The organism is Sphingobium sp. JS3065 (assembly GCF_026427355.1).
Taxonomy (GTDB): Bacteria; Pseudomonadota; Alphaproteobacteria; order Sphingomonadales; family Sphingomonadaceae; genus Sphingobium.
In genome coordinates, this window is record NZ_CP102664.1 from 877,040 (window position 1) to 903,160 (window position 26,121).

Consider the following 26,121-nt stretch of genomic DNA (forward strand, 5'->3'; position numbering starts at 1 on the left):
ATTTCTGGATGGCGGCGGCCAACCAGACGACATTTTCTTATCCAGACTCTGTGAGTCTGTCTTAGCGAGAGCGCCTCCGATACAAGGCGGGGGATATTCGCAACGGATGGATATCACGCGCCCCATCATAATCCTGACCCGGCTTAAGCCGGGTCAGGATTATGATTTGCCGTTTCCGGAGGCCCATGCCGCACCTGTATTTCACCGATCTCGCTGCATTGAAAATGCCTGCCATTGTCGATGGCGCTGTCGATCAACTTACCACGGCGGAGATCGCGGCGGCGGAAGACTTCGGTCTTGTCGAGGGCATGCCCTTCATCCTTGGAGAGGACGGCAGCTACGATTACGACCTCAACAGGTTCTTTCGCGCCGCTCCAACGATGGGTGTGCGGTCGCTAAACAGCCTGCGTGCATATGCGCGCGACATAGTGGTGTGGCTGCGCTTCCTCGCCGAGCGGCGTGACGGGAAATCGGTCTGGGCGGCGAACCGAGACGACATTGCCGCCTATCATATGGCCCGCCGCCTGTCCTCGCCGCCGCACCGCGTCTCGGCCGCGACCTGGAATCGCGCGATCGCCGCACTCGACAAGCTCTATCGCTGGGCGGTCGGGGAGAAGCTGATCGACAAGGCGCCCTTCACCTACCGGCAGATGTGGGTGCGCGGACGCGATGCCGGCGCCATCGGTGTTGCCGCCAACATGGCGCGCGAGCCGGCGGCCCGGAAGCGTAACACGCGGTTCCTGTCGCTCGATCGATACCTGCTGTTCCGCGATGTCGGGCTGCGCGGCCGCCTCCCCGATGGGCAGGAAGATCCGAGCTGGCGCGGCCGAAACGGTGAGCGCAACGCGCTCTTCGCGGAGCTGCTGGTGACGACGGGTCTGCGGTTGCAGGAAGGATCGAGCTTGCTGCTCGCGGAACTGCCGATGCCGGACTATCATCACGATCGGCGCTCAATCCCGTTCCCGATCGCAGCGGCGACGGCCAAGGGGAGCAAGGGGCGCGAGGTTCGGTTGCCGCTGCGGTTGCTTGAACGGTTGCGGGACTATGCCGAGGTGGAACGCGCGAACGCGCTGGACCGCTACGAGCTGCGTCACAGATGGGAACGGATCGAAGCGCCGCTGATCGTCGCCAGCTACGATCATCAATCGCTGCGCCTTGATGACCAGTCGGCCAAACCCGTTCGCTTCGAGGGCCTCAGCTTCAGCGAACGCCGCCGGTTAATCCATCGACAGGCCAGGGTGCCGCTTATGCTCTGGCTGACTGAGGGTGGCCTGCCGATGCCGATGGCGTCTTGGGAGGCGGTGTTCATGCGCGCCAGCGCGCGGTGCCGCCGCTTCGGCCTCGACATCGACGTGACGCCGCACATGCTACGTCACACCTTCGCCGTCCACATGCTGACGCTGTTGTTGCGCGAGCAGATGACGTGGCTTCTGGAGGAACGAGCGGGTCGCATGAGTCCCGCCTATCGGCGCATGATCGGCGACCCGCTCCTCAAGCTTCAGCGGCTATTGGGCCACAGCCGGATCGAGAGCACCTATATCTACCTCGATCATCTCGACGAATGTCAGGCGCTGATCGACGCCGCCGTCGATCAATGGGGGCTGGATGTCGGCGCCGAAAGCATGGCGGCATGAAGGGCCGGGGCCGTCGGGCAACCTTCCCGGAGATCGATGCCCCGCCGCCCGAGGAGGTCGCTCGAACCAAAATCATCGAGACCGCAGACCCGCGCCGCTTCCACGTCGTCCTCGATAGCGGCGACGCGCAAGAAGTCGACCTGACCCAGTGGTCGCACCCGTCGTTCTCGACCGCAATGGCGCCGCTCCTCCACGAACATATCCGCCAGCTGGGACCGGCGCCGATCGGGCGATCCATCTACTACAAGGTGCACGAGCTCAAGTCCTTCTGGACGTTCCTCGATGCGACCGACATGAAGATCGACGGTCTCGACGATCTGACGGCCGACCTCATCGACAGCTACGAGGGCTGGCTGAGGCAGAACGGCAAAGCCGAACATCGTCTTCGGCGCCTGCTAAGCGCGCTGATCGCTTTGTTGCGTATGGCGGCCGAGAACCATCCGGGTCGCTTCCCGCCCACGCTGGAATACCGGCTAAGCTGGCTCAGCGGCGGCGAGTATATCTATCCCCGTGTGCGGGATGCTTACAGCAGCGGTGTCGCGACCGCGCTTCGGGTGGCCGCCAGAAGGCAGATCGCCGAGGCGGCGGCGCGAATCCTGCTCGGCGACGACATGCCCGCGCCGAGGGCGGACATCGCCGCGCACCCGAAGCTAAACGGCCTCTATGCCGAGGTCCTTGTCGCACTCGCCCGTGACGGAGCGCTCTGCTCGCGAGTCCCGCCGTTGCTGCACCTCAAGCGCGGCACTCATAACAACGGTCGACCTAATCTGAGCAGCACGACGCTGCATGGCGCCCTCTATCTGACCCGCCTCGATCTCATCGCCTTCCTCGTGCTGCTGTCGTTGGACACTGGCATGGAGATCGAATGCGTGAAGGGCCTCAAGGCTGACTGCCTTCGCAACCCCACGCGCGGCTATGTCGAGATCGAATACTGCAAGCGGCGCGCGCAGGGTGCGGAATGGAAGCACCTGCGGATACGCGACGGCGCCAGCTCGACCCCCGGCGCGATCGTCCGTCTGGCGATCAGCCTGACGGAACGCGCGCGCCGATATCTTGGCACGGATGGACTCTGGGCCTGGTGGGACGGCTTTAAGCTCCTCGAGGGAAAGAACAGTCGTAGATCCGTCGATGCGTTCGTCGCGCACCACCGGCTTGTGGATGACGATGGCCGACCGCTTCACCTGCATCTGTCGCGGCTGCGCAAGACCCACAAGGCCGAACGCTATCTACATACCCAAGGCCAGCTCGCCGACTTCGCGATCGGTCACTCGATCGCTGTCGCGGCCAATCACTATGCCGACATCCCGGCGCTGCGGCACGTTCACGAACAAACGGTTGCCAGCGCCCTCTATGACGCACTGGACACCGCGTTCAGACCGACGCTCGTCCCGCCGGAGATCGAGGAGGCAGTCCGCGCCGACCCGCAATCCATAGAGCTTCCCATCGCGGCCGAGCAGGTTCCTGCGCTACTTGCCGGCGACGAGGATGTGTGGCTGGCGAGCTGCGGCGGCTATTATGCCAGCCCGTTCGCGTCGGTTGGGGAGCCGTGCCCCACACCGTTCTGGGGCTGCCTTGAATGCAAAAATGCCGTGATCACCGCCCGCAAGCTGCCGGCGCTGATCGCCTTCGACACCTTCATGATCGAGCAGCGTGGCGCGATGGACGAAGCCGCCTGGTCGGCCCGGTTCGGCCGTGCCCATCGTCGTATCGCCGAGCAGATCATTCCGGCCTTCCCGCCGCAGCTCGTGGCGGACGCGCGCGCGGCAGCCGTAAAGGACGGATCGAGCCCCGACTATCTGCCCCCCGAGGTCCGCGTATGGTGAGGTATCTTCCCGTTGCCGAGGTTCGGTCCCCGGCTTCGATCTACCGCGACGACGCCGATATCGTGCTCGCCTCGGTGCCGCTCAGGGACGACACGGATCGCGACCATCTGTCGCGGTTCGGCGACGACCGATGGGACATGGCGCCGGGGGTCTTCCAGACTCGCGCGCGGCGCGCGCCCCAGGTACTCGACTTCACCGACATAGCTTGTCCGGTCGAGCGCCTCATCGCCAAGGAATATATCTTCGCCAGCCTCAACACCCGCGTCGGTGCCGGACGGCGCCGCATGCTTCCGTTATCGGCACGGACGGCGTTCCAGAACCTCCAGCGCTTCATGGTTTACGTCCGGGAACAGCATGGCCGGTTCGATATGTCGCTGATCGACCAGGAGACGATCGACGCCTACCGATCGATGCTGGCTGCCACGCTCTCCGCAGGCCCGTATCTCTTCGCGCGATATCTGAAACCGATCGTCGAGCTACGCCGGCTCGCGCCCTATCTGACCTGCGGCGGCCTCACCTTCCTGCCCTGGGGCGGCCGCACGCTCTATCGCGTCGCCGGCTGCAATGGCACGCAGCCGAGCGAGAACCGGACGCCGCGTATCCCAGAGTCGGTGATAGGCACGTTGCTGCACTGGTCGCTCAAATATATCGACCTGTTCTCGGCGGACATCTTCGCCGCGCGCACCGAGTTGACGGCACTGCTAGCGAAACGCGCGGCGAGACCGCAGGTCCGTAAGCGGGCTGACGTCATCGCGCGCGTCAACGCATGGATCAAGGAACGTCGGCAATCGGGGCGGGGCATCCCCGTCTGGGACAATCGGGACAGGATGGGAGCCGCGGCCGCGATGGCGCGTGACACGCCGATGCGCGGGGAGGTTATCAATATACAGCTGATCTCAATGCAGATCGACGTGAGCATGAAGTCGATCGCCGTCAACGGAAATGCCCACTCCTTGCTCAGGGAAGCGGCGGTCGAGCTGGGTATCGAGCGCGGCGGCATGGACACGCCGATCTCGATCGACCCAGACACCGGGTTGCCCTGGCGCGTTCGGTTCGATCCGCGCAGCCTGGTCGACGAAGAGGTCAACCTCCAGACCGCCGCCTACATCTTGTGCGCCTATCTTAGCGGAATGCGCGACGCTGAACTCCAGGCGATGCGGCGTGGTGCCGTTGCGCGTTCGCGCAGCGCCGACGGCCTGGTCGAGCGGCTCGCCATCCGCAGTACGATCTACAAGGATCGAGGCACCCGCGGCGAGCCCGCCGAATGGATCACGATCGCGCCGGTCGATCGGGCGGTTGCCGTCGCGGAACGCCTCGCCGAGGAACATCGCCGCCAGCGCGGCGAGGATGAACTCTGGTTCACCCTCAACGAAATCAACAAGGCGCCCGAACGTGGCATCCCGGACATCGTAATCCAGATCAACCGCCTCCGTAAACTCATCGACGAGCGCTATGGCGCTTCGGGTCAGCCGATCTTCCCGTTGGTGGAAGGGCGATCGTGGTCATTTACCACCAGGCAGTTCCGGCGGACGCTGGCCTGGTACATCGCCAACCGTCCGTTCGGCGTCGTGGCCGGGAAGATCCAGTATAAACATGCTTCGGTCGCTATGTTCGATGGCTATGCGGGATCGTCAGCGTCGGGCTTCCGTCAAGAGGTGGAGCAGGAACGGGCGCTCGGACAACTCGACGATATCGTCGAGCATTACGAAGCCCACCTTCGCTCCGAACGCATAGCTGGCCCCGCAGCGACGCGCCTCGCCCAAGAATATGATCGCGTGCAGCGCGAGCTTGACCCATTCCCTGGGCGCATCGTTGACAAGGGGCGGATCAGGGCAATGCTCGCGCACCTGGCGCGAACCCTCTATGTTGGCCACCTGACCGACTGCTTCTTCGACCCCGCGACGGCGCTATGCCTGGACAAGCGGGGGATCGACCGGCGGACAAACCCGCTTCAATCGCAATGCGCGCCTGATCGATGTCCGAACTCCTGTATCACGCTCCGGCACTTGCCGGTCTGGGAAGCCTCGATCGCCGAGACAGATGCGTTGTTGCAGAGCAAGCGCCTGTCCCGCGTCCAGCGTGAAGCGCTCCGCCGCGACAATGATCGCAAACGCAAGCTGATCGCACCTCTGAAAACAGGGGGTGCCGAATGACGCCGCCCGTCAGCCGCACGACCGAGGAAGCACTGAGACAGGCGTTGGCGCGCCTCATGGACGGATGCCCGACGCGGACCGATGGCCGCCTTACCGTCGCCAACCTCGCACGCGAAGCCGGCGTGAGCCGGGCCACGGCGAACCGCGCCACGGCCGTCCTGGCCGCCTGTCATGAAGCGATCGCCGCCGCCAGAGTGAGAGGGGCGGCCCCGGCGGGCGGGCCTGAGAAGGGAAGAGAGGAGCGCCGAACGGCGCATATCCGCGCCCAGCACATACAGGTCCGAGCCCTGCAAAAAGGGCAGGAAGAGCAACGCGCTTCGCGCGCCGCTGTCCTGCCGTTCCGGAGAAACGCCCATGCTCAGCCCCGCAAAAAAGGAGATGAGACACCCTAGACAGTTTAGATAACTCTTCGACGTCGCCCGTCGAGCTTTCGCTGCCACACCCTCCGAGCCCAATCGCACCGAGAATGCGCAGCCGGGACGGCCGCTCCCCAGCGAGTGGTCGCACCCCACCGACGTCCCGGCACCGGCATCCTGGCATCGCCGCGTCCTTCTGCTCGGCGCGACTGAACTCGCGACGGGCACAATCGGCATCCTGGCCATGCTACGCGAACGACCCGGACACGAAGCTATCGCGCTTTATGCCGTTAGCGCCGAAACCGGGCTCCGCCCCTTTTCGCTCTCGTCCGGGCCTACGCCTGCCGACGCGACGGTGACGCGCCAGACTCTGCGCCAAGGCGACTATTCCGATATTCTCGTCGTCGTGGACCCCACTGAACTCGAACGGCTCGATGCGGACGCCGATATCCTCCCGCTCACCCGAACAATGGAGCGCACGCGCAATTCGGCGCTGCAACAGCGAGCCCAGTTCCGCCTCTGGCTCGCACGAGGCCGAGCGCCCGGCGATCAATTTGCCGGTGGCCATATCCGCTGGAGCAAGATGGCCGCCGGGCTGTCGGGCCGCCTCGGGGATTTCACCGCGCGCTATGCCGGTCCGGCGCGGCCCCGCGGCCACCGGATCATCGTCGAGGACATGAGCGGCAGGTTGGCGCTCGGATACCGCACGCCGCTCGGCCGCGAACTCCAGCCCGAGATCGTGATCGGCAACAAGGCGCATGCCCGGACCGCGATAGCCGATCTGCTGCGCCAATATGCCGCGTCGCTTCGTCTCGGCTGACCTGACGCCTGAAACGACGCCCGACCCGGGGCTTCCCATCACGCCCTGATCCCCGACCAGCCCGACACGCTTGTGGGCCGCCGCGCTGCGCCCGCGAACCCACCAAAAAAGGAAGCATTCCATGCGAAACAGTGCATCCGCGCTGGCTCTCCAGCTATGCCTCGACTTCGACCAGCCCGCCAGACCGCCCGATCCAGCGCCCGATGCAGCGATCGTCTCCCAGCTTTGCGAGCCCACGCTCTTCTCGCTGGCACCGGCGGAGGTGCTTGCCGATCCGCCTCCGGCCGAACCCATCGATTTCTCCTTCGCCGCCGGTCGGGTGCTGGCGTCGTCATGGAAGGGCCGCGCGCAGGACAATATCGAGGCGATCCGGCTGCTGAACCTCTTGGACCGCGAACAACGAGGGGCGACGCCGGCCGAGCAGGAAGCCATCGCGAAGTTCATCGGCTTCGGCGCCTCCGAGCTTGCGAACAATATCTTCGCCGATCGCGCGGGCACATTCCGCGATGGCTGGGAGGAACTGGGGCAGGGCCTTGCCGCGGAGACGACCGATGCCGAACTCCAGTCGCTCAAGCGGGCGACGCAATACGCCCATTACACGCCCGAATATATTGTCCGCGCCATGTGGGATGCCGCCCGCATCCTCGGCTTCACCGGCGGCCAGGTTCTGGAACCCGGATGCGGCAGCGGCCTGTTCATGGGGCTGCGGCCCGACTGGCTGGCGAGCGACACGATGTTCGTCGGCATCGAGAACGATCCCGTCACCGCCCGCGTCGCGAGCGCGCTCTATCCGGGGCAGATCATCCGCTGCATCGATTTCGACAAGGCTTCGCTGCCGCGCGACTTCGACCTCGCCATCGGCAATCCCCCGTTCTCGAACCTCAGCATCCAGAACAAGACCAGCCTCGGCCGGCTTGGCCTGTCGCTCCACGATTTCTTCATCGCGAAATCGCTGGAGCATCTTCGCCCCGGCGGCGTCGCCCTGTTCGTGACCTCGCGCTATTCGCTCGACAAGAGCGACCCCAAGGCCCGCAGTCATATTGATACCATCGCCGATTTCCTCGGCGCGGTGCGTCTTCCCGGCCGGGTCATGCGGCAGGAAGCGGGCACCGATGTCGTCGTCGATATCCTACTCTTCCGCAAGCGCGAGCCAGACAACCTCGGCGCCGGACACAAGTGGATCGATCTGGCCGATATTCCCGATAGCGACGAGGGCGAGGGACCGCTGCGGATCAACCGCTATTTCCTCGACAATCCTGGTCATGTCCTTGGGCGCCATGAATGGAAAAGCGGCCAGTTCGGCATGGACTATCACTGCGCCGCCGAGCCGGGCATCGACCTTGGGCAGGCTCTCATCGCTACCCTGTCGGGAATCGCATCCCGATACGAAGGCACCTGCCGCCCCATCCATCGCACGACGTCGCTGCGTGACCGGGTCGACGTCTCGCTCGACCTTGAGATCGGTACGGCGGCGGATGAGGCCGAGTTCAAGGAAGGCAGCTATCTCGTATCGGGCGGCGTTCTGCACCAGATCGTCGACGGCATGCCGACCGTCGTCGATGTCAAATCAGGGCGAGGCACCACGGGCCTGTTCGCCAGGCACGCCAGTATCATCAAGGCGCTGATCCCGATCCGCGATGCGGTTCGCGCGATCCTGCGGGCGCAGCTGAACGACCAGCCCTATGCGGCGTCCCAGGAGAAGCTGCTCGCGCACTATCGGCAGTTCACGAAGAAATACGGCCCGATCAACCGGACCATCACCAGCATCCGCGCCGATCCCGACACCGGCGCCGAGAAGGAATATCAGCGCCGCCCGAACCTCCAGCCTTTCCTTGACGATCCCGACGTCTGGCTGGTCGCGTCGATCGAGGCCTATGACGAGGCGAGCGATACCGGCACGCCGGGCGCGATCTTCACCGAACGTGTCGTCAAACCGCCAGTCGCCCATGAAATCCACTCGGCGCAGGATGCGCTGGCGGTGTCGCTCCACGAGCGCGGCCGCGTCGATCTCCCGCTGATCGCCGGCCTGCTCGGCGTCACCGAGGCCGAGGCCCTCGCGGATCTCGCCGACGACGTCTATCTCGACCCCGTCCGCACCACGCCCCATTTCGACAACTGGGTTACGGCGGACGAAGCCCTGTCAGGACCGGTGCGGACCAAGCTCGCTCTTGCCCGCGAGAATGCCGAAGCCGATCCGCGCTTCCATGCCGTCGCCACCGCGCTCGAAGCGGTCCAGCCGGTCGACCTCAAACCCAGCGAGATCACCGCGCGTCTCGGCGCGCCCTGGATTCCTACCAGGGTCATCGAAACCTTCGTCGCGGAGATCATGGAGGTCGAGACCACCATCTATCATACCGTCGATATTGCGAGTTGGACCGTCGACAAGCTCCCATTCGCCGGACATGTCAGTTCCACCTCGACCTGGGGCACGGCGCGCCGCGGCGCCGCGGACCTGCTCGAAGATGCCCTCAATTCCCATATCCCCAAGATCTACGATGTTCACCGCGAAGCTGACGGTTCGGAGCGCCGCGAGCTCAACGTCACCGACACCGAAGCCGCCAAGGAAAAGCTTGCAGGCATCAAGTCGACCTTCGAGACCTGGGTCTGGCAAGACAGCGAACGCGCCGATCGCCTGGTCCGCATCTACAACGACGCCTACAACAACCTCGTTCCCCGGACGTTCAACGGCAGGCATCTGACGCTTCCGGGCGCGTCGACCACCATCCAGATGCGCGACCATCAGAAGCGCGTTGTCTGGCGGATCGTCGCCGCGGGCTCGACCTATGTAGCTCATAGCGTCGGCGCGGGCAAAACCTTCAGCCTGTGCGCCGCCGTGATGGAGCAGCGCCGTCTCGGCCTTGCCAACAAGCCGATGATCGCGGTGCCCAATCATTGTCTCGCGCAGATCGCGCGCGAGTTTCTGATGCTCTATCCCACGGCGCGCATCCTTGTCGCCGACGACACCAACTTCATCAAGGAGAAGCGGCGGCGGTTCCTGGCCCGCGCGGCGACCGGCAACTGGGACGCGATCATCATCACCCATGATGCGTTCAAGTTCATCCCCACCCCGGCAGCCTTCGAAAAGCAGCTGATCGAAGACCAGCTCGCCAGCTACGAGGTGCTGATCACGGGCATTCAGAGCGACGATCGCGTCTCGCGCAAGCGGGTCGAGCGCCTGAAGGAAGGACTCCAGCGGCGGCTAGAGAACCTGCAGGCCCGCAAGGATGACCTCGTTCATATCGGCGAGATCGGCATCGACCAGATTCTGGTCGACGAGGCCCAGCAGTTCCGCAAACTCACTTTCGCGACCAATCTGGGCGACCTCAAGGGCGTCGATCCCGCCGGCTCGCAGCGGGCATGGGATCTGTTCGTCAAGGGCCGATACCTTGCCGACATCAATCCCGGGCGCGAACTGATCCTGTCGTCGGGCACGCCCATCACCAACACGCTCGGCGAGATGTATACGCTGCAGCGGTTCATGCAGCCCGACGAACTGCACGCCAAGGGCTTGCACGAGTTCGACGCCTGGGCCGCGAACTTCGGCGACACGCGCACCGAACTCGAACTTCAGCCGAGCGGCAGCTACAAGCCGGTCACGCGCTTCTGCGAATTCGTCAACGTCGCCGACCTGATGGCGATGTACCGCAGCGTTGCCGATGTCGTACTCAAGGACGATTTGCGCCAATATGTCCGGCTGCCCACCATCAAGGGTGGCAAGCGCAAGATCATCGTCGCCCAGTCCGGGGCGCCCTTCAAGGCCTATCAGAAGGTGCTGGCCGGACGCATCAAGGCGATCGAGAACCGCAGCGGGCGACCCCAGAAGGGCGACGATATCCTGCTTTCGGTGATCACCGACGGGCGGCATTCGGCGATCGATCTCCGCTTCGTGGACCCCATGATGGGGAACGAGGAGGGCAACAAGCTCAATCTCCTGATCGAGAACGTCCATCGTATCTGGCGCGATACGGCCGACAATCGTTACACCGACCCGGAAACCGGGCGACCTTATCCGCTGCCCGGCGCCGTGCAGATGATCTTCTCCGATCTCGGCACCGAGAACGCCATCGAGACACGCGGCTTCTCCGCCTATGTCTGGATCCGCGAGCAGCTGATCGAGATGGGCATACCGGCCGATCAGATCGCCTTCATGCAGCATTATAAGAAGAACAGCGCCAAGCAGCGCCTGTTCAACGACCTCAATCAGGGGCGCAAGCGCATTCTCATCGGCTCCACGCCCACCATGGGAACGGGCGTCAACGCGCAGCAGCGCCTCAAAGCCCTGCATCACCTCGACGTTCCCTGGATACCCTCTGATATCGAGCAGCGCGAAGGCCGGATCGAGCGCCAGGGGAACCAGAACGACGAAATCGAGCTATACGGCTATGCGACCAGTGGCTCGATGGACGCGACCAACTGGCAGATGCTCGAAAGAAAAGCCCGCTTCATCAACATGGCGATGTCGGGCGATCGCTCCATTCGCCGGATCGAGGATGTCGGCTCCAACGTCAATCAGTTCGCGCTCGCAAAGGCGCTGGCGTCCGGCGACGATCGCCTGATGCGCAAGGCTGGGCTCGATGCCGAGGTCGCAAGGCTCGAACGCCTGCGCGACGCGCATATCGACGACCAGTATAATATCCGCAGGACCATCAAGCGAACCGCGGACGCCATCATCGACGGCGCCAACCTGATCGCGAAGCTGGAGGCCGATATCGCACGCCGGGTTCTTCCGCGTCACGACGAGGTCCTGTTCGATTGCGGCGGCACCATGGTCACCGACCGCAAGGCCGCCGGCGAACGCATTCTGAGGCAGGCCTTCGAATTGCGACTGCACGGCGGCCAGGCCCGGCAGTTGCTCGGCACCGTCAACGGCATCGATGTGGAACTTTCAGGCTATGAGGCCGTGGACGACGATGGCGAGCGCGGCATCCGCACGTCTGTCGCGGCACTCCACCACGGCGAGCGTAACGCGTTCGAAGTATCCGACAAGACGCGATGGACCACGGCGCTGGGCCGGCTCGAATCCTCCATTCTCAATCTCGACGCCGAACTTGCCGCCGTGCAGGCCGATCTCGAAGCGAACGAGCGGCGCCTTCCGGCCTTCGAGGCGCGTCTCGACCAGGAGTTTCCCGACGCCGCCTTGCTCGAGGACAAGTTGCGGGAACTCGCGGAACTGGAGGCTGACCTGGCGACGACCAAAGGGGAGTTCGAGCCGGGGAACGATGAGGACGCAATCCTGGCACCGCCTTCGAGCAACGAAGGCGCTGAGGTTCCGCAAGCGGCCTGACCGGCACCAGTCATAGAGCGAGACCTGTTCCACAGGCGTGAACGCAATTTCAGGAAAGCTGGTCGGATGCCTGCCAGTCTTCCCGTCCATGACGGACGCCGAGGATCAGGATGTCCTGTCCTTCGATGATATAGACGACGATATGGGACTTGTAGGGATGTGCCCGGACCGGTGGTGAAATTTCCGCGCGCGCTCTTGCCGAATAGGGAAAGTCGGAGAGAAATCCAAAAACCCGATGCAAACCGGCCTGATATTTTTCCGCGACGGCTTCTCCTAATTCTCCGACGCCGCCGACATATATACCGATGAGATCCTTTTCGGCGTTACGCGTGAGTCTATAGGCCATGACCGACGCCTGCGCGACGCCGGGCTTCCTTCATCATGTCATCGATGGAATTGGGACTTATGCCGGAGGCGAGAGACTCATCGACCATGGTCTGCATGGCTGCGATCTTCTCCCGCCGCTCCTGGTCGCGACGGATCAGGTCGCGCACATAATCGCTGGCATTGCTGTATCTGCCTGTCCCGGCCTGACCTTCGACCCATTCCTTCATCGCATCGGGGAGGGAAACATTCATTGTCGCCATGGGAACACCTCTAAGAGACTATATGGCATATTTGGCAAAGATTGTCAAAATCAGGCGGGCAACGAGAGCCGATCATAGACAAAGCGCATCTCTCAGCGTTGTCCGTATGCCTGCGGATGAGCGCACCGGCGAACCCACCACGATCCCGCAGCATAGTTGAACACTGGCCGCGGAAAAACCCGCTTCGCCAAACCTCTGTCCCATCTCCAATCGAGGAGTCACCCGCATGGAAATCACCTTCCACTTCGGTGCCGCCAGCCATCCCGTCAGCTGGATCCTCCACGCTGCCTACGGCTCCCACTATGGCGTGGCGCTGGCCGCGGCGCACACCTGGCATGAACGCATGATCGCCTCCGCGCGAAACGGAACCCCGGCCGGCGGTCAATTCGTGATCGCGGTCAAGGATGATGCGGTCGTTCGGACCGATCTCATCTTCGACGCCGATCATTTCCGGCGGCACCAGGAACCCGACGATTGCTCCTGGTTGTGCCAGTTTCAGTCCTTTCCCCTCGCCATTCCCGAAACCGTCAAGCAGACCGTGACAGAGGCGCTCCGGCGCGAACTGGTCGATGTCGGCTTCCTGATCCCTCGCGCCCAGTGGGAGGAACGATACCCCGAGCAAGCCGAGATGCTGCGCCAGTTTCGCCAGGCGATGCAAAACCGTCTCGGCCCACCCGAGGATGAGGGAATGGACGCACCATGAGCCGGCACGAACTCGATCCGCTCGCGCAAGCGGCCAGCACCCATGGCGCATTGAGCATCGCCATTGGATGGGACGCGCCCCTGAACAGCTATTTCGCGATCGTCCAGCGGGAGGACGACGATGTTGACGATGATGATCGCGACCTTCTCTGGATCGGAACCCGCTACGGCGAAATCCTGGAGCCAGCTACCGTGATCGACGTGGTCCGGCCCTTCGCGGCCATCCGCGATGACCTGGCTGCGACCCTGGGCGCCGATCGCTTCCGCGAGGGCAGCCGCCTGCGTGCGCCCTGGATTCGCTGAAGAGGATCAGCCTGTTTCTGACGTCTCGACGAGCTGACCGATCAGGGTGACGGCGAACACAACCAGGAAAGTCGCCCACGGCATGGACGGCAATAAAGAGTGGAGGGGGAAGCAGGGAGAGGAGCAGGCGAGTGTGTCCGAAGGGACCACGGACCACCAGGCTCTCCCTTCTTCGGAGACATTTCCCATGACCACTCCCAGATCCGCGCCATGGACGGCGCAGGAAATCGCCATTCTGCGCGCCTGGTATCCGGCCGAAGGACATGGCATCGCGCCGCGGCTACCAGGCCGCAGCGTCCATGCCCTGCAGGTCAAGGCCAACAAGCTTGGCTTGACGACGGCCCATAGAAGCTCCGCGCCCAAATCGCGCCTTCAGGGTGAAGCCCTCGATGAGGCCGTCAGACTGCGCGAGGTCGAAAACTGGTCGTTCAGCGCGATCGGCAAGCATTTCGGGGTCTGTGAGGCCAGCGCCTCCAACGCGGTTACGACGGCGCTGTGTGTCCGGCGTGGATACCGTCCCGCGGAGCGCGATCAGCATGGTCGCCTGACCGTCGAAGGTATCGAGCGCCTACGCTATGCCCTGAAGAAGGGCCTCAAGGGCATCGACATCCAGTTGCGCCTCGGCGTGTCGGCGGCCTGCGTTTCCGAGCAGCGTCGCCGATATAATCGGGAACTGCTTGCACGCGGCAAGGCGCTGCTACCACCGCCCGGAGGCGGCCAGGCCTATAGCGGCGCCAGGCTGTCGCCGGCGAAACGCAAACAGGTCGAGCAACTCTTCCTGCAGGGACTTGGCACCCAGAAGATCGCCGAGCACACCGGCGTGTCACGGACGAGCTGCACACGCATCAGGACCCGGCTCTTCCGCCGCCTGCGCCGCAGGGGCGAAGTGCTCCCCGGATGCGATGCCGCCGGGGTCCGCCATGTCCATGCCGAGAGCGCGCGCTTCGTCACCGATGAGCAGAAAGAGCTACTGCGCGCGATGCTCCTCGATCGCATGCCCGTCCAGCGAGCCGCGCGCGAACTCGTGATCGGCGCCTCGACCGCCTATCATCTTCGCGATGCATTTGCCGCTGAACTGGCCGCGGAGGGTCAGGCCCTGCCGCCTCCCCGGCGGCCCGGCCGGGTTCGCCGCACGCCCGTGCGCAATCCGTCCTGGCCTCCGGTCTCGTCTCAGGAAATGTACGCGTTCCGGCGTCTCCTCGGCACGATGGGCTTCGCCGAGGCGAAAGCGCATTGGCAGGACACCCGGCGCGAGGCGGCAAGGGCCGCACGCGAAGCCGCCGCGATGCGCAAGCTCAGTTTCGAGGAGCAGCTTGCCAGGGTCGCATCCGGCGAGCTGGGGATCACGAGCGGTTTCGTCCGGAACCACCTCGAGCCGCGGTTGCCTGTGCATTCGTCGCCGCGAAGCCGGTGCGAAACCCTGATCGACGCCTGATCGGTCGACCGTCATCGTCGCCGTTCCATATCGGCCATCCCGGTCTGGCATGGTGGCGTGCGTCTCGAACGCGTTGCCCGTTCTCGATGTGCGCCATGCACTTCGCGAACCTGGGTCTGCCGGCCCCTGGAGCCGCTGACGTGCGGCCGTCAATCAGGACATCATCATGACTCCTCACGAACGCCACGTCGCAGACGTGACCAGGCTGTTGCGATCCTGCGCCTATTGCCATGATTTGCACCGACTGTTTTCGGATTGCATGGAGGCGAGTGCGATCAGCATCTCCAACAGCATGGATCTGCGCAACCGCGAAGCACGCGAGAAGCGCTATCTCGATATCGTCGGCCAGTATGAGCGCGATATCGTCGAGCTTTTTCCTCAGGTCTTTGCGGAGATCATGATGGCGCTGGAGGCCGAACCCCGCGATGCGCTCGGCACGGTGTATAACAACCTTGAACTATCGAGCGCCGACAAGGGGCAATTCTTCACGCCGTGGCCCATATGTCAAATGATGGCAGAGGCGACGCTTGGGGGCCCGAAGCTGATCCAGGATCTGATAGCGTGCAAAGGTTTTGTGCGCGCAATGGAACCTGCCTGCGGCGCGGGTGCAACGGTTATCGCCCTTGCACAAACCATGCGCGCGCAAGGCATCAACTATCAGCGGCACCTCCATGTGACCGCCGTCGATATCGACGCGCGGGTCGCCCACATGGCGTATATCCAGTTCAGTCTCCTGCACATTCCTGCCGTGGTGGTCGTCGGAAACTCGCTTTCACTCGAAATACGCAGCTACTGGTATACGCCAGCGCACATCATGGGCGGATGGTCGGCGAAACTTGCACGGCGCGATACCGAGCTGATGGCAACCACCGGTCCAATCGAGAATCATCCCGTTCCGATGGACATACTTCTGCCGCCGTCCACAGTGGAACGCCCGGAACAACGTGCCGCGCCACGCCAGCTCAGCCTCTTCTGAGCCTGGCATTGCGACAATGAAATCGAGAAGACCATCGGCATGCCCAAGCCGCTGATGTCCCCCGGCGTTGCGGATCCCGCGACCACGACCGGGCGCGATCTCCGCGCAATTATTCAATCACCCATGAAGAAGGAGATTGTGATGAAAGATCATCCGCGATCCATGCACCTCGATTTGCTGGCGCGCGCCAGGGCTGCGCTGGCCTCCCATGCCGAAGGGGACGCCGACATTGCGGAGATCATCGCCGACCTCGATACCGCAATTTTATCGATCGACCGGGCGCCCGTGGCCTGGTCCATTCCCGTCTATCTCGCCACGATCGGGCATGGCCACGGAACCACCAATGTCGTCGCGGTCAGTTATCGAGGGCTGCAGGTGCAGGTCGCGACCTTCTGCCGCTCACAATGGGGCGAAATCAACGACAGCCGCGATCCGGGGTCCCTCGACGATGCCATGGTGATACGCGACTATTTCAACCTCCATCCCGAAGACCAGCTGACCAGCCGCATGGAATGGATCGATCCCGACTTCGGCTATGATCCCGAACGCCTCGAGATCGGGAACTATATCGCCTTGTCCTCCAGCCATATATCATGGCCGACGACGGAAAAGATCGACGAATGGATTACACTCGATCCGTGCCACCGTCCCGTCAGCATAGCCGATACCCATTATGGCTGGGTCATAGCCACGGCTCCGTCCTCGTTCGGGGATAAATCGGAAATACCGGCTGATCTCTTCCATGCGCTGACATTCGCGCGAGGACTGGGCTGCAACTACCTGATCCTGGACCGTGATGCTTCCACGACCGATCGGCTCCCCTGTTACGAATGGTGACGGTCTGATCGAGGGGGAGGGGGGAGAGATTGAGGCGGGCGTGTGGATGCGCCCAGGCCCCAGGAGTAGAACCTCATGTCCTATGACGCCGCGTTTCGCTTTCAACAGGCGCTCGACCCTTCCGCGCTGACCACGCTTGCCGGAGGGCTGAACGTCCTGATCCAGGCAATCGACGAGTGCCATCGCAACCAGGTCGATGCGGAGTGCGATCCGGCGGTTCTGCTGCTGGCGCGTCATCTCGGCAACATTGCGACCGAGAACCGTCCGTCCCAGGCCGAGTTGCGCCGTGCTTGCGTCGAAGCCGTCGGCGCTGTCGAACGCACGCCGATCCTGGTGACGCTGGCGCGACGCGGCGTCGACTATGACAGCGACGCGAAGGCCATTTTTCACAAACAGGGCCGCAAGGCGATGACGCGGCTCGCCAAGGCGCTCGGTCTCGAACGCGGGCAATTCGAGTTGCGTTCCAACATGGCGGGTATCGCCTGCTCGGGCGAAATTACGATTCATGCCGCTCATCTCTATATCCAGTTCGATCTGGGCTGCATGGGACCGGGCTACGAGGTCATGTTCCGCACCTGCTCGGGGACCAAGGACTATGTCGGTGGCCGCAACCATTTCGCTTCCGTAGCGGAACTGATCGAGCCTGCCAGGCTCGCTGAACGTATCCGCCGCGATCTCGATCTTCCCCAACCGGACGCCGCTGCGACCCGGCTCTTCGCCTGAGGACAGTCACCATGGAAATCATCGTCACCCGTTCCCGCATCGCGGGGACGCTGCCGCACTATGCCTATCGCGCGCTGGTCCCCGCCGACAAGGTCACGGCCGAACGCCGGGCACTGACCGGCACGGTTGCCGGGCCACAACATGTCGGGCGTCTCCCATGCGTCCGTATCGCACCGTTGCTGGCGCCCGACCGCTATTTCACGATGGCGCATGCCGAGCGAGCGGAGTTCGCCTCCGGCATTGCCGCCCTCGGGCGCCGGATCGAAACCTTGATCATCCAGGCCAGCTTCCCGGAGATGACCGCGGCCTTCACACCCATCGTCTTCCAGCTCGACTCCGATCCCGGCGACGCCTTCACCTGGATCGACATCGACGACCTGACGTCCGCTTTCGATCGTCTCGAGCCGAAATACGGCAACCTCACCGCCTTCGATCTCGGCCTTCGTCAGGACGCTGGCCGCTGCGCCGCCTGATGCGCGCACCGATCCCGCATCCACATTACCCGGAGAATTCGACATGGATATTTTCGTCGCCAACGGAACGCACTTCTCAGCACCGTCGAAGATCGCGAGCTATCACGCCAGCGAACACGAAGCACAGATCGCCGCGACCGATATGGTGAACCAGCTCCGCGCCGACCTCGATGCCGAGGGCTTGCCGCCAGTCGATACGAGCAGCTGGCAATTGGGGCTGGTCGGCGTGCAATTCCGCCACCTCACCGCACAGAGCATCGAAATTGCCGACATAGACCCCGATGATCTCGCCGAAACCGCAGGCTTCAATGTGTGGATCGAAAAGGCCGAACTCCAGGGGATATCGGTTCTCGCACTTAACGATCGGCAACTCTCGACCGTGCTTGCCGCGTTGCGCGACCACCAGCGACGCCACTGTGGGTCCGATCCTGACATTGCCAGCAATCTCGGCCGACACGAACCACTGAACCCGGACGAGATCGAGGATCTTTGCATGCGGATCAATGGCGCCGAGCAGCTCCCTCTCGAAGCCAATATCGTCATCACGCTTGATGGCGGTCTTGTTCAGGGTGTCGTCGCCGACCGGCCGATCACGGTGCGCATTGTCGATTACGATGTCGAGGGCGCCGATCCCGACGGCCTCCTCATGGTCCCACAGGACAATGGCGATCCCGTCTCCGCATCCGTCAGCTGTTGGGCAGTTGAGGGCGCCTGCATTGATCCGGAATGGATAGCCCGCCTCGATGCAGCCAATGCTGCGGACCACCGAGCCACGAAGCAGATGACGGCGGAATGCCTGCCATGAGCGTTAGCGGAAACCCGCGGTGAATGAGGTCGGCGTCGAATTCGCCTGAAATGGCGGTTGAGCCGGCCACCTAGAAATCCTGGTGCGACTGGTCGGACGCGCCGGATCGCATGACCCCTTGCGGGTCGTTTCCGACCGCAGCCCTCTACAATCTGGAGAATTTCTGCATGACCACTTCCGATATCGATACCGCAACCGCAGAGCAGCTCGCTCCGGTTGCCTATGCCGCCATTCAGCGTCTCGGTCAGCTCGGCCGCACGGGCGCTGTCGCGCTCGCCGCCCTGGTCGAAGATGACGACGCCGATTTCGAGGAGGGGGCCTCCTGGATTGGCGATCTCGCCGCCGGAGACCTGCGCGAATAGCTCCCCGACACCGACATTCCTTGTTTTCCATGAAGCCCGGCCATCGCGCCGGGCTTCATGATTCCGGGGAACACAGATGCACCGCTTCGCCCCGAAATCTGATGACCGCGGGGCCCTCGAAAGGACGATCGATGATCAGCTTTACCGCAACCTATAGTCCAGAGGACAACAAGATCCGCATTTACGCGTCATCGCGCCTCGATGCGGAAACCTATGCACAGGTCAAGGAGGCCGGATTCAAATGGGCTCCGAAGCAGGAGCTTTTCGTCGCTCCCAGGTGGACTCCGCAACGCGAGGACCTGGCCATCAAACTGGCTGGCGAGATCGAGGCGGAAGAGATGACCCTGGCCGAGCGCGCCGCGATGAAAGCTGAACGGCTCGAAGATCTTGCAGACAAGCGCCATGCGCAATCCAACGCCTTCGCACGCCGCGCAGACGAACTGTCGCAGGCCTTCTATATGGGCCAGCCGATCCTGGTCGGCCATCATAGCGAACGTGGGGCGCGCAAGACCCAGGAACGCATGCACTCGGCCATGACGGCGTCCGTAAAGGCGGAAAAAGCGGCAGGCTACTGGCTCGGCCGCGCCAGCAGCGCCGAGCATTACGCCAGCAGGAAGAATGACCCGCGCGTCCGCGCCAACCGGATCAAGACTTTGCTGGCAGAGCTGCGAGACTTTCAGCGCGGCATCAATAGAGCCCATACGGCACTGGCGATCTGGGACGAAATCACGACCGACGAACAGATCCGCGACGCGCTCCGCAACAGGGATTCCCGTGAACTCTGGTCGGGCTATGATCTCTACTACAAGGTCGACAAGGGCGAGATCGCGCCCGGCGACGCACGGCAACAGTGCATCGACGGGGCAATGGTCACCGTCAATGGCCCCAACCGCCGCCGCTGGATCGAGCACATCCTGCACCGGCTCGCGTTCGAGCGTTCCATGCTGGGCGATGTGCCTCGCTATGATGGCGAGTTCACCCCGGTCATCATCCAGGCCTTTGCCCGCGAGCATGGCGCCGAAAGCCCCAAATGCACCGTGATCGCTGCGGGCCGTTTCCGGCTCGAAAGCCCGGTTCCGCTTCCGGCGCATATCGCGTCGGCATCCTCTCTTGAACTGAACCAGGATGACTGGCGCGACCTGATGCAGGCTTGCGGCTACACCGTGCCGGAGAGAAAGGCTCGCCGGGCGGGTAAGCCGGGCACAGTACCGCTGATCAATCCATCGCGCGAGCAGGCCGAACAACTTCAGGAGATATGGAACCTGCGCATGATCGCAGCCCGCAAGGGCAAGCAAAGTGCTGCCAAGCCCAACGAAGTCCGTGAGACGGAGCAGGCCTTTTATTCGGCTAATTCAAAGGGCGACTATGACGTGTTCAAAACGGTGGAGATAGCTGCCGACGGTCGCCCCGTGCGAATGAAATGGCAGGGGCATGAGCGCGTGCGGTCCGGCGAGCCTGTCGCCCGCATCCGTATCGCTGGGCTCGGCCTCCAAATGTACCAGCCGGACGCCGTCGTCGTCATCACCGACAAACCGGGCAAGCCGTTGCCGATCGACCTCGACGCTCTGGAAGCCGATGCCCGCCATGCCGCGGCCGAGGAGGCCGCAGCATGAAAACCGGCGTCTCTTCCCGGCCCGCAGAGCCATCACGGATTGCGGTCCAGCCGCGCAGCGTTTTCGCACAGGCTGAGATCGTGCCCGCTGCGGAAACCCAACGCCGCGTCATGCCGACGGCCAGTGTCGAATCCGCTCTTGAGACCGCTGCCTGCCTCTGGGAGGCTGTGCTGACATTGCGCGATCATCCCAGTTCAGACCCGGGCGCCATCGCCTTGGCGCTGGCCATCTGCGGAACCTGCAATGCGGTCGGCACAGCTGACCTGCGGTTGACAGTCGTGGGTTGGACCAGCGCGGTCGAGGCGGCGTGGAGCGTGGTTGCCGACAGTTACGATCTGTCTTTCGATTGGGATTACGTGCCAGGCTGGATCATCGATCATATCGACTGGTCCGATCCTGCTCATCCCACGATCAGGCCGGAACCCGTGCCGAAAGATCCCGATCGTGCTCCGACCGACGAACCAGTCACCGCCCAGCCGCCCGCATGGCGGCCGTCTGCCGACGAGGGGAACTGATCATGGGGCGCTCGGTATCCTATCCCAGCGGAGCGCATGTCGCGTTCGCACAGTGGGACGCGGGCTGGATCGAGGACGATGACGATCCTGACACCCGCCATTTCGATGAACTTGCCGCACAGGACGATTGGGACTTCATCGTCGCGGATTTTCGAGAGCAGGTGCTCGCACTCTATCCTTCGGCATGGTCCCATGACGGCTGGATCGACCGTGAAGACCGGATTGTCGCCATGAACGGCTATGCCCGCTTCGGCATTTCGGAATATTGTGGCTGCATCGCATACTGGGTGGTTTTGCGGAACGACATCGACGCCGGCCGGGAAGGGCTGGCAGAACAATGGTTCGACCGGATCGGGCCAAAATTCGAGCAGCGGTTCGCGACGCTTGTCCGTCTGGGCAGCTTCTCCAACGGAGAGTCCGTCTATCGGCGCATCGCCGCCTGACTGCCCGGTCAGCCGATCCCATTTTCGCCCATTCCTCGATCGCAGGATTCCGTCGACTTCCCGCGTCTCGACCGCGCAATTGCGCCATGAAGGGGAGGGGGCGGGATGTGGGAGCGACGATGAGATCGCTGCATTTCCGGAGACTCACATGACTTTCCCCACCACTATCCAAACCACGGTCGGAGATTCCCTGCTGACAAGGATCACAAGGTTTTTTGACGGATCGGTCTCTGCGTGTCTCATCGAGGCCATCCAGAACGCACGCCGGGCTGGCGCCACCCGGATCGATATTTCCCGGATCGAGAGCGATCGGGGGCCTGTGCTGCGTATTCGTGACGACGGGTGCGGCATCGCCGATCCGGTCAAGTTCCTGACGCTGGGCGACTCCGGTTGGGATGAGAAGATCGCCCGATCCGAAGATCCAGCGGGCATGGGCGTATTCAGCCTTGCGGGGCGCCATGTCACGGTCCGTTCCCACGCGGCCGAACTGGACGCGGCCTGGCAGGTGACCATCACCCCCGACGCCTGGGAAAGCGGCATGCCGCTCGATCTTGCGCCGACGGCCATCGACAAGGGCACCGAGATCGAGGTCGACATGGCCGAAGACTGGGTGAACGCACTCGAGCAGGCAGTGAAGGACGCCGCGCGCTTCTGCCCGGTGCCGGTCTGGCTCGACGGCAAGAGGCAACCCCACGAAAGCTTCCTCGCCGGTGCGGCGCGCGTCGAGAAATGGAACGGGTGCAACATCGGCATCTACAGCGACACCATTCATGTTCCACGCGAATTGGCGCGGATCAACTTCCATGGTCTCACGGTGCCTTGCCGGCTGCCGCATATCCATGACGGGGATGGAGATCCTGGCTGGTATGCCAAGGTCGACATCATAGATGCAGGCCACCTGCAACTCGTGCTACCTGCACGCAAGGAAATGGTGCAGGGGCCCGCGCTCGAGGCGTTGCACGAGGCCTGCGAGGCGGCGATCTTCCGCACTATCGCCCACAAGGGTCACCATCGGCTGTCCCATGCCCATTGGCTGCGGGCCAAGGCGCTCGGCGTGTTCCTCCCTGAAGCCGCGCCCTGGCTCTCGGCCTGGACGCCGCGCACCGCGGAAGCGGATAGCACCATGTTCGGCGAGCGGGTGGCGGGTGAACCGATGATCCTGATGCCGACCGACCAGGCCCATATCGAGCAGTGCGCCGCGCGCGCCCTCGCGTCGGGACAATTGCACGGCGCGACCCCGGTCGAGCCCGTCGACGATTTCGCGGGATACGCCTGGTATGATCAACTTCCGCGCGTGCTCGGATGGTCCTTCCGGGTCGACCGGGGCGAGGGCGACGTCTTCGACTATGCGGCTGATACGCAGCTGTCGCAGGTCCTGGTCTCCGGGCGCGTCGACGCGATCGAACTCGAAATCGCCATGCAGGCGTCAGCCGTTTCCGAGGAACCTGCCGAAATCCTCTCGCTGCCTGCGGATGTGCTGATCGTTCCCGATGACTGCTCGACCGAATTGGAGAACGTCGCCATCCTGCTCAGCGCCGACTGTACGATCACACCCAGCGAACTCGCCTGGCTGCTCGAAGCCGCCTGCTTCTACCACGTCGACGATTGTGATGCCGACAGCTATCATACCCAGCAGGCGGCATTCGACATGCAGGCGCGCTTTACCGCGAACATGTTGCTGCTCGGCGAAGATGCCGCGGTCCTCGAACGAGTCCGCGAGGCGATCCGCGAGCATGTCGCCTGGCTGATCCCCAAGGATCGGGCAATCCGGATGCAGGCTGTCAATTATCTGGTCGAGGCCAGCTTCGCGGACAATGACGACGAGGCCGCTCTCAGCGCCGCCGAATAACCCATTCTCTTTCCGGCCTGCCCGGCGCGTCATCACGCGCGCCGCGGCACGCCATGTCCATGAGGAATCGTCCCATGACCCAGGCTCTGCCATTCAGGAAGATTTTCGACGGCGTCGCGACGCGCGAGCAGATGTTCGAACTGTTCAACCGCGTTCCCGATTGCCCGTTCGAGGATCGCATTTCGGGGAAGGCATTTGAGAATACATGGTTCGAGATTGAACTCGAATCCTACGAATCCATGCTCGGGGAACTGCCGCCGCTCTTCATGCGCGCCGGGATGTTCGCCTGGTCTGAACTCAAGGCCGGTTTCGTCGGTTCGGTCTTCTTCGCCATCACGATCGGACGCAAGCGCTGGTTTACCGGTTATTGCAATCTTGGAGATCGCCATAGCCCCGACGCGATGCGGGCGGCAATCATAGCCCATGAGACAGCCGCCGCTCGGGGCATGAACCGCGAGCAGAAGCTCGAACTGATCTGGTCGCGCACGCACGCTGATTTTCGTGGTCTTGCAGGCGAGGCCGATCCCGATGCGTGGCCCCCGGAAGACCGGGGCAAACGCACGATCGTCATTTGTGAACCGGACGGCGGTTCCGCTTTGAAACTGCTCGAACGCCTTACCGATGATGAGATCGACCACCGGCTGCCGTCCGGGCCGGCGATCTAGCCTGCCGGGTGCTGTTCCATCCTTTCCATCCAGGAGCTGAAAGATGGCCAATCACTATCTGCAAACGGCGTTCGCCATTCCGCTGATGCCGCAGGAAGCAATCCTGCTCAAGGAATGCTTCGCCGTATCGACCCAACTGTCCAGCGACTTCGCCGAACTCTCGTCTAACGGGATGCAAGCGGTGAAGACCTATTACGCGTCGCTTAGCGAGGGATTCAGGAACACCTTCCCGAACAAACCGGAGGAGGAAGATCCTTTCGCGGACTTTCTCGATCTCTGGTCGGATCCGGGCTTTCCCGAGTTCGATGCCGATCTCATCATTCAAGGCGACCCGGAGGCCAAGACACAGTTCGCGTTCATCAGCGGCCATGAAGCCGACGTTCCGGCCCTCGCATCGCTGATCCAGAAAGTCTGCAAATCCGCGCTGCCGTTCGGCTTTCAATGGGCGGAGGTGGCCGACAAGGACATCGCTGACGGTTTCGGAGGCGGCTACTATGTCGTCACCGATACCGAGATATTCGGCGGCTCGACCCGGTGGCTCATGAAGGAGACGCTGCAAACCTTGCGGGCAGGAGCATGATCATGGCGGAACGCATCAACGCACGCGTCACCCTCCATGTCGAGGTGTTCGACGCCAAGGAGCTCTGGCAGCACGCATACGGGACCTACGAGGAGCAGAACGGCACAGCCGATCAGGGCGACTTCGAGGAGATGTACGGGACCGAGGACGATCCCGACATCGGGGAATGCATTCGCATGATCTTCGATCCGGGTGAAAGCCCGCCCTGCCTCCAGATCGAGGATAGCTCGGTCGAGGTTACGCTTGTGCTGTTGGAAAACCGATATCCGCTCTTCATCGCAGATCGCGGCGAGCCTGGGATCATAAGCGCCGAGCCTAAAGGCGCGCATCACCCCGAATATGGCGACGCGCTCGATATGATCGAGCCGGATACCGAGAGGGTATTCGCGCGATCGCAGGAGTGCCTCGACCACCATAGCAACCCGGCGCAATGGATCGAGAGCGTCCGGGCCAGGATGATGAAGCGGCTCTGAGGCCGCCAACAATCCGTCCATCCCCGACATAGCACCGGACACCTCGTGCGCCGCGTCCGGTCGCGCCCGCGAAGGAGATTTTCGATGAACGACGATCAATTCGACGCGCTGGTCGATGACGCTACCCATGCGGTCAACGACCTCATTCCCGACACTGTGCTGGACGGTCTTCGCGATAGTGAAAGGTCGGATCTGCTTTTCCAGATCAATGACGCGCTGACGCCGATTCTGCGCGAGGTAATCGACAGGACCGACAGCGGCAGCGACAATCCGACCCGCTCCAGCACGATTGCTGCTCTGATCTCCGAGCTGCTGGAAACCCATGCCCAAAAGTGTGACGAGGGCGGCGATTGTGCCAATGACCGCCCGCGGCATGTGATCTCGGAAGTTTACGGAACCAGCGCCAATATCGACAGCCTCGCGATCTGCGAGATCGAAATGGGCACGCAAATCTACCTCGTTCTGGACGATCATTCCGCCTTCCGCATCGCCGTGGAGGCGGTCTCCCCATGATCGAGATGCACTTGGCGCTTAGCGCGCTCAGGCGAGTAGCGCTCGTTTCTACCCAGAGCGAACTCGATGCTGCCAGGATGGAAGCCGCCGATATCCTCGATCAGGCCGGTTGGGAGAAATCGGCTCGCATCGTGATCGACAGCATCGGTCGCCCGGTTGCCTCCGACGATCAGGAAGGCCCGTCCCGACAAGGCTGA

At 63.1% G+C, this 26,121-nt stretch carries 26 protein-coding genes; 24 read left to right on the top strand and 2 right to left on the bottom strand.

Annotation, left to right across the window (positions count from 1 at the left end):
* The first annotated feature begins 185 nt into the window (after positions 1-185).
* The 6 genes from NUH86_RS04315 to NUH86_RS04340 all read left to right on the top strand — a co-directional run bounded on the left by NUH86_RS04315 (position 186) and on the right by NUH86_RS04340 (position 12,070).
* Positions 186-1,634 (top strand): tyrosine-type recombinase/integrase, encoded by a 1,449-nt coding sequence (locus NUH86_RS04315; RefSeq protein WP_237365917.1) that lies wholly within the window; start codon positions 186-188, stop codon positions 1,632-1,634.
* Positions 1,631-3,457, top strand: coding sequence for a hypothetical protein (locus NUH86_RS04320; RefSeq protein ID WP_237365918.1), 1,827 nt, complete (start codon positions 1,631-1,633; stop codon positions 3,455-3,457). Before NUH86_RS04315 ends, NUH86_RS04320 begins: the two co-directional genes overlap by 4 nt.
* Entirely contained in the window at positions 3,451-5,610 is a 2,160-nt protein-coding gene (locus NUH86_RS04325) for a hypothetical protein (RefSeq protein WP_237365919.1), read from the top strand. Before NUH86_RS04320 ends, NUH86_RS04325 begins: the two co-directional genes overlap by 7 nt.
* Positions 5,607-6,002: a hypothetical protein gene (locus NUH86_RS04330; RefSeq protein WP_237365920.1), complete on the top strand. Its 396-nt coding sequence runs from the start codon at positions 5,607-5,609 to the stop codon at positions 6,000-6,002. The genes NUH86_RS04325 and NUH86_RS04330 overlap by 4 nt, the downstream gene beginning before the upstream one ends.
* A gap of 208 nt (positions 6,003-6,210) precedes the next feature.
* Positions 6,211-6,786, top strand: a complete 576-nt coding sequence (locus NUH86_RS04335) for a hypothetical protein (protein WP_267251434.1) — start codon at positions 6,211-6,213, stop codon at positions 6,784-6,786.
* 121 nt (positions 6,787-6,907) lie between these two features.
* Positions 6,908-12,070, top strand: coding sequence for a lactate dehydrogenase (locus NUH86_RS04340; protein WP_013846903.1), 5,163 nt, complete (start codon positions 6,908-6,910; stop codon positions 12,068-12,070).
* Positions 12,071-12,119: 49 nt separating this feature from the next.
* On the opposite strand, the gene NUH86_RS04345 is transcribed toward NUH86_RS04340, so the two are convergent.
* Together NUH86_RS04345 and NUH86_RS04350 are read right to left on the bottom strand one after the other, a co-directional pair.
* Positions 12,120-12,416, bottom strand: a complete 297-nt coding sequence (locus NUH86_RS04345; protein WP_013846902.1) for a type II toxin-antitoxin system RelE/ParE family toxin — start codon at positions 12,414-12,416, stop codon at positions 12,120-12,122.
* Positions 12,406-12,657, bottom strand: a complete 252-nt coding sequence (locus NUH86_RS04350) for a type II toxin-antitoxin system ParD family antitoxin (RefSeq protein ID WP_013846901.1) — start codon at positions 12,655-12,657, stop codon at positions 12,406-12,408. Before NUH86_RS04350 ends, NUH86_RS04345 begins: the two co-directional genes overlap by 11 nt.
* Positions 12,658-12,883: 226 nt before the next feature.
* On the opposite strand from NUH86_RS04350, the gene NUH86_RS04355 reads away from it, so the two are divergent.
* The 18 genes from NUH86_RS04355 (at position 12,884) to NUH86_RS04440 (ending at position 26,121) form a co-directional block, all read left to right on the top strand.
* Entirely contained in the window at positions 12,884-13,360 is a 477-nt protein-coding gene (locus NUH86_RS04355; RefSeq protein ID WP_013846900.1) for a hypothetical protein, read from the top strand.
* On the top strand, positions 13,357-13,662 hold the full coding sequence (locus NUH86_RS04360; RefSeq protein WP_013846899.1) for a hypothetical protein: 306 nt from the start codon (positions 13,357-13,359) through the stop codon (positions 13,660-13,662). Before NUH86_RS04355 ends, NUH86_RS04360 begins: the two co-directional genes overlap by 4 nt.
* A 187-nt stretch (positions 13,663-13,849) precedes the next feature.
* Positions 13,850-15,097 (top strand): hypothetical protein, encoded by a 1,248-nt coding sequence (locus NUH86_RS04365; RefSeq protein ID WP_013846898.1) that lies wholly within the window; start codon positions 13,850-13,852, stop codon positions 15,095-15,097.
* A gap of 166 nt (positions 15,098-15,263) precedes the next feature.
* On the top strand, positions 15,264-16,073 hold the full coding sequence (locus NUH86_RS04370; protein WP_013846897.1) for a type I restriction-modification system subunit M: 810 nt from the start codon (positions 15,264-15,266) through the stop codon (positions 16,071-16,073).
* Positions 16,074-16,214: 141 nt separating this feature from the next.
* On the top strand, positions 16,215-16,910 hold the full coding sequence (locus tag NUH86_RS04375) for a hypothetical protein (protein ID WP_013846896.1): 696 nt from the start codon (positions 16,215-16,217) through the stop codon (positions 16,908-16,910).
* A 75-nt stretch (positions 16,911-16,985) separates the two neighbouring features.
* The gene (locus NUH86_RS04380) at positions 16,986-17,633 is read left to right on the top strand and encodes a hypothetical protein (protein WP_013846895.1); all 648 of its coding nucleotides are present in this window, start codon (positions 16,986-16,988) and stop codon (positions 17,631-17,633) included.
* 11 nt (positions 17,634-17,644) lie between these two features.
* The gene (locus NUH86_RS04385) at positions 17,645-18,106 is read left to right on the top strand and encodes a hypothetical protein (protein WP_013846894.1); all 462 of its coding nucleotides are present in this window, start codon (positions 17,645-17,647) and stop codon (positions 18,104-18,106) included.
* Between the two features lie 43 nt (positions 18,107-18,149).
* Positions 18,150-18,911, top strand: a complete 762-nt coding sequence (locus NUH86_RS04390; RefSeq protein ID WP_013846893.1) for a hypothetical protein — start codon at positions 18,150-18,152, stop codon at positions 18,909-18,911.
* Between the two features lie 167 nt (positions 18,912-19,078).
* Entirely contained in the window at positions 19,079-19,273 is a 195-nt protein-coding gene (locus NUH86_RS04395) for a hypothetical protein (protein WP_013846892.1), read from the top strand.
* A 131-nt stretch (positions 19,274-19,404) separates the two neighbouring features.
* A complete protein-coding gene (locus NUH86_RS04400) occupies positions 19,405-20,886 on the top strand; it encodes a DUF3560 domain-containing protein (RefSeq protein ID WP_013846891.1) in 1,482 nt (493 codons plus the stop codon).
* The gene (locus tag NUH86_RS04405) at positions 20,883-21,401 is read left to right on the top strand and encodes a hypothetical protein (RefSeq protein ID WP_013846890.1); all 519 of its coding nucleotides are present in this window, start codon (positions 20,883-20,885) and stop codon (positions 21,399-21,401) included. The genes NUH86_RS04400 and NUH86_RS04405 overlap by 4 nt, the downstream gene beginning before the upstream one ends.
* Before the next feature lie 2 nt (positions 21,402-21,403).
* The gene (locus NUH86_RS04410; protein ID WP_013846889.1) at positions 21,404-21,844 is read left to right on the top strand and encodes a hypothetical protein; all 441 of its coding nucleotides are present in this window, start codon (positions 21,404-21,406) and stop codon (positions 21,842-21,844) included.
* 148 nt (positions 21,845-21,992) lie between these two features.
* The gene (locus NUH86_RS04415; protein ID WP_013846888.1) at positions 21,993-23,693 is read left to right on the top strand and encodes an ATP-binding protein; all 1,701 of its coding nucleotides are present in this window, start codon (positions 21,993-21,995) and stop codon (positions 23,691-23,693) included.
* Between the two features lie 74 nt (positions 23,694-23,767).
* Complete coding sequence (locus NUH86_RS04420; RefSeq protein ID WP_013846887.1) at positions 23,768-24,358, top strand: DUF1419 domain-containing protein; 591 nt, start codon at positions 23,768-23,770, stop codon at positions 24,356-24,358.
* A 43-nt stretch (positions 24,359-24,401) separates the two neighbouring features.
* On the top strand, positions 24,402-24,938 hold the full coding sequence (locus tag NUH86_RS04425) for a hypothetical protein (RefSeq protein ID WP_013846886.1): 537 nt from the start codon (positions 24,402-24,404) through the stop codon (positions 24,936-24,938).
* A gap of 2 nt (positions 24,939-24,940) precedes the next feature.
* On the top strand, positions 24,941-25,411 hold the full coding sequence (locus tag NUH86_RS04430) for a hypothetical protein (RefSeq protein WP_013846885.1): 471 nt from the start codon (positions 24,941-24,943) through the stop codon (positions 25,409-25,411).
* Positions 25,412-25,495: 84 nt separating this feature from the next.
* A complete protein-coding gene (locus NUH86_RS04435; protein ID WP_013846884.1) occupies positions 25,496-25,924 on the top strand; it encodes a hypothetical protein in 429 nt (142 codons plus the stop codon).
* Entirely contained in the window at positions 25,921-26,121 is a 201-nt protein-coding gene (locus NUH86_RS04440) for a hypothetical protein (RefSeq protein WP_013846883.1), read from the top strand. Before NUH86_RS04435 ends, NUH86_RS04440 begins: the two co-directional genes overlap by 4 nt.